Genomic DNA, 12,669 nt, shown 5'->3' with positions numbered 1-12,669 from the left:
GGTCGCCGGGCGGCCTCACCACGGTGGCCACCGAGCGCCCCGACGGCAGGGACCGTCAGACCGCGATGGCGATCAGTGACTTGGGTAGCCCCGCCAAGCGCTCCGTCCTGATGCGCGAGGCCGGAAACAAGTGCCGCATCTGGGTGTAGTCCAGCAGCTCCGTCCACAACACCTCAGCCACCGCGTCCTCGCGGCGGCTGGCGACGGTGTGCTGCAGTGGCCACCGACGGGCCAGCGCGACCCGGGCCCGCAGGGGCAGGAACTGCATGCCTGGCGCCAGCCAGTGCGGCTCGATCGGGAAGTAACGGTACGGGGTCTGCACCCAGTGCCGATCGGCGAGAGTGTGCACGAACTCGGCGAAGCGGAGCCGACGTTCGTGCCCGCCGACATGCTCCAGCACGGAGTTGGAGAAGACGAGATCGTAGCGGCGGGCCGCGATGTGGGCGGGGAGGTGGCACGCATCCCCGTGGTCCACCTCGGCCCAGTCCGGCACGTCGGAGGTCGGGCCTTCCAGATTGACCACGTGCACGTGCGCGGGGCGAACCAGCGCTCTGGTCCAGGTCTCCACGCGACCGCCCAGGTCGATGACGGACATGCTCGGGAGGTCCGGGAAGGTGTCGGACAGCCAGGCCGCCCGAGCGCGGCGCCGTCGGGCGCCCCAGGACTGTTCGCCGTCCACGAGGCGGTTGCGGACCCCGGCGGACACCCGGCGCAGCCCATTGGTGGACCGGGCCGGCAGGTGGTCGCCGGGTGGGCGATCGGTGGAAGCCGCCGCGTCGTCGGACGGGCCGGTGGCCGCGGCCGGGTCCGGGGGCCGCTGCGGTGAGGGGTTTCCGCGCATGGCGGGAGGTTACCGGCCGCAGGGCGTGGACCGGGGCCGATGACCAACCGTTTCTGGCGCCCCGAACGTCGGTGTCGGTCGGGTCGAACGGTTGTCGGGGGCCCCTGTACGGACCAGCGGGTGACGCGGTCCGGTCGCCGGTCGGACGTCGGTCCGACCACCGGGATCGGTCGTATGTCGAGAACCGCGTCTTCGGCCATGAACCTGGTGCTCCCGGTCCGTACGCTGAGCGTCGTCATCCAAGCTTGGGGCGTACCGACGGCGCCGCCCGGAACCCGGGGCACGGGCACGCCGGCCGGCAGGAATCCTCGTTGGACCTACCGTGCGGCACCCGTCCGCGTACCCGTCGACCAGATTGGTTTCCGCTCGATGTCCCAGACTCGTAGGCAGATCAGAATCAGCGGAAAGCGCCTCCTGGTAGCCGGAGGCGCTCTCCTGCTGGCGGTGACCGGGTCGGTGCTGTTCCTGCGCGACGACGGCGCCGCACCGGCCGCGGGGGCCGGCGACACGCCGGTCGTCGCCGAGCAGCCCGGTGCTGCCCCGTCCGGTTCCGGCGCCTCCGCCCGGCCCAGCGGTTCTGCGAGCCCCAGCACATCCGCGCGGACCCCCGCCACCCCGTCCGCCGGCCCCGGCGGCCAGCCGGGCGGAGGGACGGACGTGGTGTGGCCGAGCCCCGCCACCACCGGCGTCCCGGCGGGCTGGCGTCCGAAGGAGACGCGCACCACGGATCTGAAGATCACCCGCGCCGGGGCCGTCGTGAAGGACATCCGGCTCGTCAACGCGGATCTCATCGTCGCCGCCAGGAACGTCAAGGTGCAGCGGGTGGAGTTGCAGGGCGGCAGCATCATCAACGACTCCACGTCGTCGTGCGGCAACGGCCTGGTGGTGGAGAACGTCACCCTGACCCGCGCCCCGGGGCGGCTGACCCGTAACGAGGACCTGCCCGCCATCCAGGCCGGCGGTTACACCGCCCGCCGGGTCAAGATCGACGGTCGCCCGGAGGGCTTCCGCGTCGCCGGCAAGAGCTTGAACTGCGGCCGCGTCACCATCGAGAGCAGCTTCGCCAGGGTCGTCTCTCCCGATGTCTGCGGGGACTGGCACGGCGACGGCATCCAGGGGTACGACGGGCCGCCGCTGGTGGTCCGCACCGTCACGCTGGAACTGGTGCAGAGGTCATCCTGCGGCGGCACCGCTCCGTTCTTCTATCCGGCCGGCCAGGGCAACACGTCGGTGGACGTCGACGGCGTCCTGGTCAAGGGCGGCGGTTACCCGTTCCGGCTCGCCATGCCGGGGTCCGTCCGTAACCTGCGCGTCGTGGACCGGTCGTGGGAGTACGGCCCGATCGACGTGGACTGCTCCCTGGTGACCGCGTGGGACGCGACCGTCGTCACCGTCGGGCCGGACTACCAGCCGATCCGAACGGTGCGACAGCTGCCCTGCAACACAGGTTGATCAGGCCCGGACGGCTCACCGCAGCTTGCTCTCGACGAGCGCCGCGAGGCTGCCCAGCGTCTCGAAAACCTCGGCGGTGACGTCCTCGTCGTCGAACTCGATGCCGAACCGCTCCTGCAGCGCGGCGATCAACTCCACCACGGCCAGCGAGTCCAGCTCGGGCAGGCTGTCCAGCAGCGGCGTCGACGGCACGAGGGACTCGGCGCGGTCCTCGACACCGAGCGTGGTGACGACGACCGACCTGACGTCGTCGACCAGGGAATTGTTGGTCAGCTCCATGGCGGTTCCTCTCGTCAGACCAGGACCTCGGCGGGCACCGGGTGGCTCAGGAAGGCGGTGGGGCTCGCGGTGAGCCCGTAGGCGCCGGCCTGGAAGACGACGACGAGGTCGTCGACTTCCGCGGCCGGCAGTGACACGTTGTCGCCGAGCAGGTCGAGCGGGGTGCACAGGCAGCCCACGACGGTTGCCGTCTCGGTGGGCTCCTCGTCGATCCGGTTCCCGATGGCGATCGGGTAGTTGCGGCGGATGACCTGACCGAAGTTGCCGGACGCGGCGAGCTGGTGGTGCAGGCCGCCGTCGACCACGAGGAAGACCCTGCCACGGGACTCCTTCCGGTCCACGACGCGGGTCACGTACACGCCGCACTCGCCGACGAGGAAGCGGCCCAGCTCGACGACCACCCGGGCATCGGGCAGGTTCGGTCGGACCGAGTCGGTGAGCAACGCGGCCAGGTTTTCGCCGATCGGAGCCAGATCCAGCGGTACGTCCCGCTCGAAGTAGGGGATCCCGAAGCCGCCGCCGATGTTGAGGTAGCGGACGGGCGCCGGGGCGTACGCGGCCAGCCGCAGCGCGAGGTCGACCGTGTTGCGTTGTGCCGCGCAGAGGATGTCGGCCCGCAGGTTCTGCGATCCCGCGAAGATGTGGAAGCCCAGGACGTCCACGTCGACGTGGGCGAGTTCCTTGAGGAGCGCCGGCACCCGCTCGGCGTCGACGCCGAACTGCTGGGGGCCGCCGCCCATCCGCATGCCGGATCCCTTGATCGAGAAGTCGGGATTGACCCGGACAGCGACCTGAGGCCGGATGCCGAGCCGGTCCCCGACGGCGACCAGCCGGGCCGCTTCGGTCTCCGACTCCAGCTCGATCGTCACGCCGGCCGCGACCGCCTGGGTGAGCTCGGCGGCAGTCTTACCCGGCCCGGCGAAACTGATCCGGTCGGCTGGCAGCGGTGTGTCGAGCGCGGTACGCATCTCCAGGGCCGAGGCCACGTCGAGCGCGTCGACCAGCCCGCTCAGGTGCTGGACAACCGCCGGCATGGGGTTGGCCTTGACGGCGTACCCGAGTTCGACCCCCGCCGGCAGCGTCGAGCGGACGAGCGCGACCCGTTCGGTCAGCAACCGCCGGTCGTAGGCGAAGAACGGCGTTCCGCCCACCCGCTCCGCGAGACGGTCCACCGGGACGCCGCCGACGGTGAGGCGGCTCGACGTCCGACCGAACGCAGCGATCGTCGGGCTGGTCACGACGACTCCCCGGAACGCGCGGCGGGATCGGCGGGCAGACCCGGTGGTGCCGGGGCCAACTCCCGGCGCAGCAGGTTGCGATCGAACTTGCCGTTCGGTGAGCGGGGGATCTCCGCGCGCACGACGACCTCCTTCGGCACCATGTAGAGCGGCAGGCGCCGGCGCACGTCGGCGAGCAGCCCGGCCGGGTCCAGGTCGGCGCTGCCGGCGGGGCTCACGACCAGGACGATGCGTTGGCCGAGGCGGGGGTCGTCCACCCCGACCGCCACCGCGTCCCGGACCAGACCCGTGTCGTACACGACCTCTTCGACCTCCGTCGGGCTCACCCGGTACCCGGAGGTCTTGATCATGTCGTCCTGGCGGCCGACGAAGTACAGGAAGCCGTCCTCGTCGCGGACCACGATGTCACCCGACCAGACCGCGATCTCGGGGGTGCAGAGCCCGGCGGGGCGGCCTGGGGCCGGCCGGAAGCGCTCGGCGGTCCGTTCGGGATCGTTCCAGTAGCCCAGCGCGACGAGCGGACCGCGGTGCACCAACTCGCCGGGCTCACCCGGGTCGCACTCGGATCCGTCCGGCCGCACCACGAGGATCTCCGCGTTGGGGATGGCCTTGCCGATCGAGTCGGGCCGGCGGTCGGCCTCGGCCGGGTCGAGGTAGGTCGACCGGAACGCCTCGGTGAGTCCGTACATCAGGTAGGGCCGGGCGTCCGGGAACAGCCGCCGCAGCTTCTCCAATGTCGTCGTCGGCATCCGGCCCCCGGTGTTGGCGACATAGCGGATCGTCCGGGCCGCCGCCGGTGGCCACGCCTTGTCGACCAATTGGATCCACAGTGGTGGCACGCAGGTCAGCCCGGTCACACCGTGCTTCGCGCACGCCTTGACGACGTCGTTCGGCGTCAGGTAATTCACCAGCACGACGTGCGCGCCCGCCGAGAAGCCGGTGGTGAGCTGGCTGAAGCCCGCGTCGAAGCTCAGCGGTAGCACCGCGGCGATGACGTCGTCGGACGTGTTGCCCAGGTAGTGGCTGACACTCTCGGCGCCCGCGACGAGGTTGCGGTGCGACAGCACGACGCCCTTGGGTTTCCCGGTGCTGCCCGAGGTGTAGAGGATGGCCGCCATGTCGATGTCGACCCCGGTGGCCGCCGGGTCCCCGTCGTCGCCGGTCATCACGTCAGCCCAGCGACTGACCGCGTAGTGGGTGCCGCTGGCGACGACGGGTGCCGCGCCGACGACGACGACGTGCGCGAGCGACTTGCACTCGTCGAGGTCATCGCGGAGCAGGGGCAGCAGCTCACTCGTGGTGACCAGCACGCGGACGTCGCAGTCGGCCACGATGTAGGCCACCTGGCGAGCCCGCAGGAGCGGATTGACCGGCACGAACACGCCCCCGGCCGCCGACGCGCCGAACAGCGCGGCCACGGTCTCGGTCCGCTTGTCGAGGTGGACGGCCACCCGATCGCCGCGGCGCACACCGAGACGGCGCAGGCCAGCGGCCACGGCCGTGACCTCCCGCCACAGCTGCGCGTAGGTCAGAGTCGTGTCCCGGACCGTCACCGCCGGTGCGTCGCCCTGCCGGTGCGCCATCTCCGCTATCAGGTCGTGTACGTGCCTGCGCATTCCTGCTGCTCCTCCCACCGGCCCGGTGTCCGGTCGTCCGGTGCTCACCAGGCCACGCACACGAGCTCGCTGTACAGGTAGTCGATCTGGTCCGGCCGCAACCGCGCGCTTCGGAACATCTTCCGGCGCGGGGAGCGCAGGAGCACCGATGGCCATGGCCGGTGGCCGGTCACCCGTGTCTCCAGGAGGCTCACCGGAATCCGGTGGCGCAGCAGGAGGTGCCGGGCCAGCGGCCGGGCCATCCGACGGAACAGCTCGGGATCACTCACGTGCAGGATCGACGCGAACAGCGGGAGCCCTCTGCGGCGATCCCGACGGAAGACCACGTAACACCACTCGTCGCCGCTGAGCAGCACGAGGTGACGTGCGGCGGCCGTGTCGGCGTGGTCCCGGTACAGCTGCAACTCCCGGCCGGTAAGGGTGCTCTCGACGACCCGGGGGTCGGTGCTGACCCGATATCTGCCCGGCCGGGACGGCCAGGGCAGATTGGGCATGAGCGCGGTCGTGGTGTCCAGGAACCGGAACTTCAGCCGGGTGTTGATCGGAATCACGTTGCCGCTCGGCGACAGGTCGGTGAAGTGCAGATCAGGCTGATCGAGGAGCGCCTTCAACAGTCGCACGCCGTGCATGCGGTGATCGGGCAGGACGCACCACGCGCCGAGATTGCAGAACCGTTCAAGCCGACCGTCGAGCATCCGTTCGGAATAGAAGGCGAGGTAAACGCCGGCAAGGGCGTCGTCGCGTTCGGTGTCGACCAGCATGAATCCGTGATTGGGGGCGTCGACGGTCCACCGCACGTCGACTGATCGCTCCCACGCGGCAACGGACACCCGGCTGTTCAAGTGGGCGTGGAGGAACTCCGCCACGCGGCGCAGATCAGATTTCATGATCGGGGCGACCCGGACTGCCATCGCGGCTGCTGTCTCCCCATCTCACGCGCGAAAACCGTTGCTGGGCAACGTATCAGGCACCAGAACGGATCACAGGCGGACGTTCGGGCCGACCGGGCCGCCCGTTCGACGTGGCAGCGAACAGTTCCGCCGAGAGCATCCGACGCGGCGGCTGATTGCCGTCGACCGACGGCACAGCGTCGTGGCGGGACGGTTCCGCACGGCGGCGTCCGCCCGCAGAATGGACACCGGGTCGGTCCGGTCGGATTGACGCTGGCGACTCAGGAGCAGAAGGTGCGCGGTAGCCCGGAAACGATCGCGGTCGTGGTGGTCACGTACAACAGCGCGCGGCTCCTGCCGGATCTCATCGCGTCACTGGCGCCCGGCCTGGTCGGGTTGCACTGGCACCTCACGGTCGCGGACAACGCGTCGTCCGACGACACCGTCGAGGTGCTGCGACGGGAGGCGCCCTGGGCGCGGATCGTCGAGACCGGACGCAACGGTGGTTACGCCGCCGGCATCAACGCAGCGGTCGCCGTGGCCGGGCCGCACGACGCCGTGCTGGTGCTGAACCCCGACGTCCGCCTGGCGCCGAACTGCGTGCCGGAGCTGCTCGCGGTGCTGCGGCGGCGGAACGCGGGCATCACCGTGCCCCGGATCGTGCGCGCCAACGGTGACTTCAGCCCCAGCCTGCGCAGGGAGCCGACGATCCTGCGGGCCCTCGGCGACGCGGTGCTGGGTGCCGACCGGGTCGGCCGGATCGGCCGGCTGGGCGAGGTGATCACCGACCGGCGGTGGTACGCCCGGGAAACCACGGTCGACTGGGCCGAAGGGTCCATCATGCTCATCGACCGGGCCTGCTGGGCGGCGTGCGGCCGGTGGGACGAGTCGTTCTTCCTCTACTCCGAGGAGACGGAGTTCGCATTGCGCGCCCGTGACCGGGGCTTCGCCATGATCCTCGCGCCGCGCGCCGAGGCCCGTCACCTCGAGGGCGACTCGGCCACGTCGCCCCGCCTGTGGGCGCTGCTCACGCTCAACCGAGTCCGCCTCTACCGGCGGCGGCACCGTCTGCCCAGCGCTGTCGTTTACTGGGCGCTCGTCCTGTTGCGGGAGGTCAGCCGCGCCCTGGTCGGCAACCGCTGCAGCCGCTTGGCGGTGAAGTCCCTGGTCAGCGGACGCAGGCTGCGCGAGGCGCCCGGCCCCGCGAGCGTGCATCCGTCCGCCGCCGGTGCGATCAACGTGAGTGCTTGACCAGGCCCGACGGCGGCTGACCATCGCTCTCCGCGTCCGCCAGGGCCGGCTCCCGGCTCGACCCGTCGCGCCCCCAACCACCACCGCCGGCCCGCAGTTCCCGCCGCGCCCGCAACGCCGCCACGAGCGTGATTCCGACGTAGCAGGCGGCGGCGGGAGCCAGCCAGGGACGCGGCAACACGACATCGCGTAACCAGGACGAGCGGGCCGTGCGGCGCACGGCCACGGTGGCCACCGCGCCCCGCGCCGCCGCGGCCCGCAGCTCGGCGTTGCCGGCCCGCACCCGTACCAGGCGTCGGACCAGGTCACCGGTGCGACGTGGGGTGGCGAGGCGCGCGAGTACGCCGTCGAGCTCCCGCTTCTCGTACGGAGCGAACAGCCCGTCGAGGAAGAGATCGTCGGCCGTCATCGCCGGGAAGGTGTCGAAGCGGGCCCGGCCCGCCGCGGACAAGGCGATGGCGCCCCGGCCGAAGAGGCTGTGCCGGAAGGCGGGAAGCCTGGAGTTGATCGCGTAGTAGGCGCGGACGGGTGTCGGACGGCCGGTCAGGTCGAGCGAACGTCCCGGCACCACCGCGAGCGGTGGATCGCCGCCGCGGCCGTCGACGGGGCGGTCGAGCGCCGCGCCGAACGCCCGCAGGGCGCCGGGGGAGAGGACCACGTCAGCGTCCAGGTAGACGCGGGGGAAGCCCACGGCCGTCGCGTCGCCGGCGTTGAGGGCGGCCGCCTTTCCCGCCCCGGGTAGGTCGAGCACCCGTACGCCGGCGCGCTCGCGCGCCACGGCCGCGGTGGCGTCGGTGCAGCCGTTGGCCACGACGGTGATGTCGAGCGGGTCGGGCGGGGCGTCGGCGAGCAGCGCGTCGAGGCAGCGGCCGATCACCGCCTCCTCGTTGTACGCGGCGATGACGACGCTGGTCACCGGCGGGGCTCCGGCACACTTGTCCCTGGCGCCACCCGGGACGGGGACCCGCCGGTGACGGCCGGCGGCTGCCCGATCCGCGACTCGTCGGTGGTGGGGCGCGGGTGACCTGCCAACAGGCGGTGCCAAACGTCGATGTACGCCACGGTCTGGTGCTCCCAGGCGAGCTGGTCCGCGAAGCGGCTGCGGCCGATCTCGGCCATCCGGGCGCGGCGCGGTGCGTCGTCGAGCAGATCCCCGATCGCGTCCGCGAACTCCTCCGGGGTCCCGTGGGACACGTAGACCGCGGCGTCCCCCGCCGAGCGCCGGGTCTCGATCAGGTCCACGGCGACCACCGGGACACCGCGCGCGAGGTACTCCACGGTCTTGGCCATCGTCGACAGCTCGTTCATCCTGGTGGGCTCGTCGGGCTGGATCGCCACGGTGGCTGTCCGCAGCAGCTCGTCCACTGCGCGGCTCTCGAGCCAGCCGGTGAACTCGACGACATCCCCCAGGCCGAGATCGGCGACCAGTTTCCGCAGCACCGGCATGCTCTCACCGTCACCGGCGATCAACAGCCGCCAGTCCCGCCGCGAGCGCCGCCGGGTCAGCTCGTCGGCGGCGAGAACCGCGCCCTCCACGTTGTCCTGCGGACCGAGCACCCCGAGGTAGACGATCCGGTGCTCGCCGCTGGTCGGCGTCGGGTCGGACGGACGAATCTCGCCAGCGGCCGGCCCGTTGCGTACCACCGTCACCTTCTCCGGCGGGACGCCACGGCGTACCGCGATCTCGCGGAACGACTCGTTGGTGGCGAAGACCGCGCTCGCGCTCCGGAGGGTGAGCCACTCCATCATCGTGAGCAGTCGGAACACCAGGCGGTTGGGGGAGCCACCGGACCGTGTCGCGTAGATCTCGGGGCAGAGATCGTGGTGGTCGAACACCCACGGGCGCCCGAGGGCCCGCACGAGGAGTGCGAGCGGCCAGTAGACGTCGGGTGGGTTGCAGACCTGCACGGCGTGCGCCCTGCCGCGCAGGATCTCGCCGATCAGTCGTACCGCGATACACAGGAACGACCAGGCGAACTCCACCGCGAAGGAGAGCACCCCGGACCCGTAGACGAACACCGGATACGGGCGTAGCCGGGCGCCACGGCTCCCGGGCAGGATCTTCAGGTTCCGGTCTCCCCGCGGCGCGATGATCGTGACGTCGTATCCGTTGGCCTCCAAGGCGAGGGATTCCCGAATCACCCGCCGGTCACGCTCGGCAGGAAGGTTGGCGACAAGGATGGCGATGTGCGGGCGGGAACTTCTCATGTCACCTTCTTCGACCTCGGCGTCGGGCCGTGCGGCATGCCTCCCGTGCATTTCCGAGAACGATTCCGGATGGAAAGGTCTTCGGACAACTGGCCGCAAGGGCGCTCTCGTATCGCCGTTCCGGCGGATGATCGGCATGGATCCCCGATGTGGACGTAGCTGACCGGTCCTTGCGTTCGTGGCCCTGGCATGAACGCAACCCGGAATTGGCGAAAGTGCGGCGAACAGTTCCGATGGCCGATGCACCCGCCGGACGAGTGGAGAGTTTCGGTGGCGCGCCAGATGTCCATCCACGACGGGTGGACCGACTTTGTCGCCGAAAAGACCGGCTGCGCCGACCGATCAGACGTCCGGCGTAGATGGCTCACCGGTGGCCGGCCGGCGGGCGTCGAGGTGCCTTGCCAATACTTGAGCGGCGATCGGATACTTGCGCGAACGGCCTTCGGGTCCGCCTCGTCAGCTGTGCGCTGACTTGTTGGCCAACTGACGCCAAAGGATCAAAATGGACCTCTGGGACCTGACCCGCCTCTTGTTCCGGCGGTGGTACATCGCGCTTCCGATTCTGCTGGTGTCAGTACTCACCGCGGCCCTCGTCGGCCAGTCGATCAAGCCCGACTACCGGGCCACCGGCAATCTCGTGTTGATCCCCGCGCCCGGGCCGGCCGAGCCGGCCGACCCGAAACAGCGGACGGAGGAACGGCCGAAGAACCCGTGGGCGGATCTCGGCCTGGAGGCACTCGGCAATGCGGCGATTCTGAAGGTGCTCGACCAGAGGACGTTGAAGGGCCTGGCCGACGCCGGCTTCTCGGACAGCATCACCGTGCAGGTGACGCCCCGGACGCCGATCCTCTACGTGGAGGCGGTCGGCAACTCGCCGGAGCAGGCCACGGCGACGGTCCAGCAGGTCATCAAGTTGCTCGCGGCCGAGGTCGCGGAGCAGCAGAAGGGCTTCGGCGTACTGCCGCAGGACACCATCACGACGCTCACGTTGACCGACGGCGCCGACGTCGAGGCCGTCACCTCGAAGGTCAAGCGGGTGCTGGTCGTGATCGTCGGACTGGGTCTGCTGATCACCGCGGCCGGCACGATAGCGGTCGACGTGCTGCTGCGACGTCGGCAGCGGCGCCGCGGCCAGGCGGATGTCGACGAGGCGGACGAGGCACTCCGGCCCGACACCGCGAACCGGGAACCGGGCCAGCGTCTGGTCGACGTCTCGCCGTCGGCTGTCCCCGTTCCCGACATCGAGGCGGTCCGGCGAGCCCACCTCGGACCGGAGCCGTCCGGCGCGTACCGGCCGCGGGAGCAGCCCGGCGTGGGTGCCGAGCGGCGGGTCTCCGTCGAGCCGAAGCCGGTCCGGCACCCCCACGGCGTCGAGTACACCGCGCCGCGTACGCCGCCGGCCACGACGTCGGCGGACAGGACGGTGATCCTGCCGCCGGCCCGCAGCCAGCGGTCGGGCCATGAGGGTCGAAACGGTGGGCGGTGAGCGCCACCCTTCTGCACCCGGCGGACCTTGAACCGTCGTTGCTGGAGGTCCGCACGTACGCCAGCCGGCGGCGGCGGGCGCACATCGACGCGGCAGCGCTGCTCAGCTTCATGGTGGCCCTGCTGTACTGCCTGCCGGCCACCCTCATCGTGCCGGAGTTGACGTTCGCCGGGCGACCTGCCCTCCTGGTGGCGTTCGCGCTCATCTGCTGGTGGTCGTTGACCCGCCTGCACCCGCGGCTGGTGATGTCTGGGGCCCAGCCGATGCGCTGGGCGGCGTTCGCCTACCTGCTCTCCTTCGTGCTGTCGTATCTAGCCGGGACGATCCGAGGGCTGCCGCAGGTGGAGGCGAACGGGCAGGACTTCGCCATGATTGTCATGATCGAGTTCCTTGGCGTGGTCCTCATCGCCGCCGACGGGGTGCCGAACTGGCAGCGCTTCGCAGGCGTTCTGAAGGTGCTTGTCTGGTCCGCCGGGTTCGCCGCCGTGGTCGGGTTGGTCCAGTCGGTGACGGCGTTCGACATCACCCGGTACATGGTGCTGCCGGGCCTAGGCTTCCACGGCGAGGCGGCGGACTTCGCGGCCCGGGGCGACGGCGGTCTGTTCCGCGTAGCGAGCACGACCGCGCACTACATCGAGTTCAGCACCGTCATGGCGCTCGCCGTGCCCTTCGCTATCCACTTCGCACGGTTTGCGCCGTCGCGGGGCGGTCGCATCACCAGTGCGGTTCTCGCGCTGCTCATCACCTCGGTCATCCCTCTGACCGTGTCGCGGACCGGCGTGCTGGCGCTCGCCGTGACGATCGCGGTGGTGTTCGTGCTCGCCTGGAGCTGGCGCACGCGCTACCACATCCTGGTCTTCGGCGTCGCCACCGTCGCTGGGCTCATGCTGGTGAAACCGGGTCTGCTCGGCACGCTGGGGTCGCTGTTCGCGTCGGCGGCGGATGATCCGAGCATCCAGGGCCGCACCCAGGACTACGAGTATGTGGCGTACTGGTTCGCCCAGCGTCCCTGGCTCGGCCGCGGGCCGGGCACGCTGATTCCCGATCTCTACCTGATCCTCGACAACCAGTGGCTCGGCACGCTGGTCACCGGGGGGATCGTGGGCGTAGCGGCGTTCGCCGGCCTGCACATCACGGGCATCACGCTGGCGTCGATCGGGATGCGGCGGGCCCGACGTCCCGAGGAGCGTGACCTGTGCGCCGCACTCATCGCGGCCCAGGTCACGTCGATGCTGGTGTCCGGCACGTTCGACTCGCTGTCGTTCACCACGTTCTCCTTCACCCTCGCGCTGACATGTGGCCTCTCCGGTGCCGCCTGGCGTCTGACCCATCCACAACGGAGGATCCGCACCTCCACCGTGCGGTGGCTGGCTGACTGACTCCGCGGTCAGCCGGTGTGTCTCACCTC

General features: G+C 70.7%; 11 protein-coding genes. 4 read left to right on the top strand and 7 right to left on the bottom strand.

The features are described from left to right. Positions 1 to 55 precede the first annotated feature (55 nt). Positions 56 to 595: a class I SAM-dependent methyltransferase gene (locus tag GA0070609_RS17375; RefSeq protein WP_231928888.1), complete on the bottom strand. Its 540-nt coding sequence runs from the start codon at positions 593 to 595 to the stop codon at positions 56 to 58. A 690-nt stretch (positions 596 to 1,285) separates the two neighbouring features. Here GA0070609_RS17375 and GA0070609_RS17370 point away from each other — a divergent pair. Next, positions 1,286 to 2,293: a hypothetical protein gene (locus tag GA0070609_RS17370; protein ID WP_088994741.1), complete on the top strand. Its 1,008-nt coding sequence runs from the start codon at positions 1,286 to 1,288 to the stop codon at positions 2,291 to 2,293. A gap of 15 nt (positions 2,294 to 2,308) precedes the next feature. On the opposite strand, the gene GA0070609_RS17365 is transcribed toward GA0070609_RS17370, so the two are convergent. Genes GA0070609_RS17365 through GA0070609_RS17350 form a run of 4 tightly spaced genes read right to left on the bottom strand, consistent with a single transcriptional unit; the run spans position 2,309 to position 6,337 of the window. Then, complete coding sequence (locus GA0070609_RS17365) at positions 2,309 to 2,572, bottom strand: acyl carrier protein (RefSeq protein ID WP_088994740.1); 264 nt, start codon at positions 2,570 to 2,572, stop codon at positions 2,309 to 2,311. 14 nt (positions 2,573 to 2,586) lie between these two features. Beyond that, the gene (locus tag GA0070609_RS17360) at positions 2,587 to 3,810 is read right to left on the bottom strand and encodes a pyridoxal-dependent decarboxylase, exosortase A system-associated (RefSeq protein WP_088994739.1); all 1,224 of its coding nucleotides are present in this window, start codon (positions 3,808 to 3,810) and stop codon (positions 2,587 to 2,589) included. Next, on the bottom strand, positions 3,807 to 5,426 hold the full coding sequence (locus GA0070609_RS17355; protein ID WP_088994738.1) for an acyl-CoA ligase (AMP-forming), exosortase A system-associated: 1,620 nt from the start codon (positions 5,424 to 5,426) through the stop codon (positions 3,807 to 3,809). Before GA0070609_RS17355 ends, GA0070609_RS17360 begins: the two co-directional genes overlap by 4 nt. A gap of 44 nt (positions 5,427 to 5,470) precedes the next feature. Further along, positions 5,471 to 6,337, bottom strand: coding sequence for a hypothetical protein (locus tag GA0070609_RS17350; RefSeq protein ID WP_172899355.1), 867 nt, complete (start codon positions 6,335 to 6,337; stop codon positions 5,471 to 5,473). 273 nt (positions 6,338 to 6,610) lie between these two features. Between GA0070609_RS17350 and GA0070609_RS17345 the strand changes: the two genes are divergently transcribed. Then, positions 6,611 to 7,567, top strand: coding sequence for a glycosyltransferase family 2 protein (locus GA0070609_RS17345; RefSeq protein ID WP_088994737.1), 957 nt, complete (start codon positions 6,611 to 6,613; stop codon positions 7,565 to 7,567). Here the strand turns inward: GA0070609_RS17345 and GA0070609_RS17340 are convergent. Together GA0070609_RS17340 and GA0070609_RS17335 are read right to left on the bottom strand one after the other, a co-directional pair. Further along, on the bottom strand, positions 7,551 to 8,483 hold the full coding sequence (locus GA0070609_RS17340) for a glycosyltransferase (protein WP_088994736.1): 933 nt from the start codon (positions 8,481 to 8,483) through the stop codon (positions 7,551 to 7,553). The genes GA0070609_RS17345 and GA0070609_RS17340 overlap by 17 nt on opposite strands. Continuing rightward, a complete protein-coding gene (locus GA0070609_RS17335; protein WP_088994735.1) occupies positions 8,480 to 9,775 on the bottom strand; it encodes a glycosyltransferase family 4 protein in 1,296 nt (431 codons plus the stop codon). Before GA0070609_RS17335 ends, GA0070609_RS17340 begins: the two co-directional genes overlap by 4 nt. 568 nt (positions 9,776 to 10,343) lie before the next feature. On the opposite strand from GA0070609_RS17335, the gene GA0070609_RS17330 reads away from it, so the two are divergent. After that, a complete protein-coding gene (locus GA0070609_RS17330) occupies positions 10,344 to 11,261 on the top strand; it encodes a hypothetical protein (protein ID WP_157748233.1) in 918 nt (305 codons plus the stop codon). Further along, positions 11,258 to 12,640 (top strand): O-antigen ligase family protein, encoded by a 1,383-nt coding sequence (locus GA0070609_RS17325; RefSeq protein ID WP_088994733.1) that lies wholly within the window; start codon positions 11,258 to 11,260, stop codon positions 12,638 to 12,640. The genes GA0070609_RS17330 and GA0070609_RS17325 overlap by 4 nt, the downstream gene beginning before the upstream one ends. Positions 12,641 to 12,669: the final 29 nt, after the last annotated feature.

The sequence above is a fragment of the Micromonospora echinaurantiaca genome (assembly GCF_900090235.1).
Lineage (GTDB): Bacteria > Actinomycetota > Actinomycetes > Mycobacteriales > Micromonosporaceae > Micromonospora > Micromonospora echinaurantiaca.
Note: the sequence above shows the minus strand (reverse complement) of the source record. Positions and strands in the feature narration are given on the sequence as shown.

Excerpts from the sequence above, each read along its gene's own strand:
- GA0070609_RS17350 (WP_172899355.1), bottom strand. The coding sequence starts at position 6,337 with ATGGCAGTCCGGGTCGCCCCGATCATGAAATCTGATCTGCGCCGCGTG.
- GA0070609_RS17355 (WP_088994738.1), bottom strand. The coding sequence starts at position 5,426 with ATGCGCAGGCACGTACACGACCTGATAGCGGAGATGGCGCACCGGCAG.
- GA0070609_RS17375 (WP_231928888.1), bottom strand. The coding sequence starts at position 595 with ATGTCCGTCATCGACCTGGGCGGTCGCGTGGAGACCTGGACCAGAGCG.
- GA0070609_RS17365 (WP_088994740.1), bottom strand. The coding sequence starts at position 2,572 with ATGGAGCTGACCAACAATTCCCTGGTCGACGACGTCAGGTCGGTCGTC.
- GA0070609_RS17335 (WP_088994735.1), bottom strand. The coding sequence starts at position 9,775 with ATGAGAAGTTCCCGCCCGCACATCGCCATCCTTGTCGCCAACCTTCCT.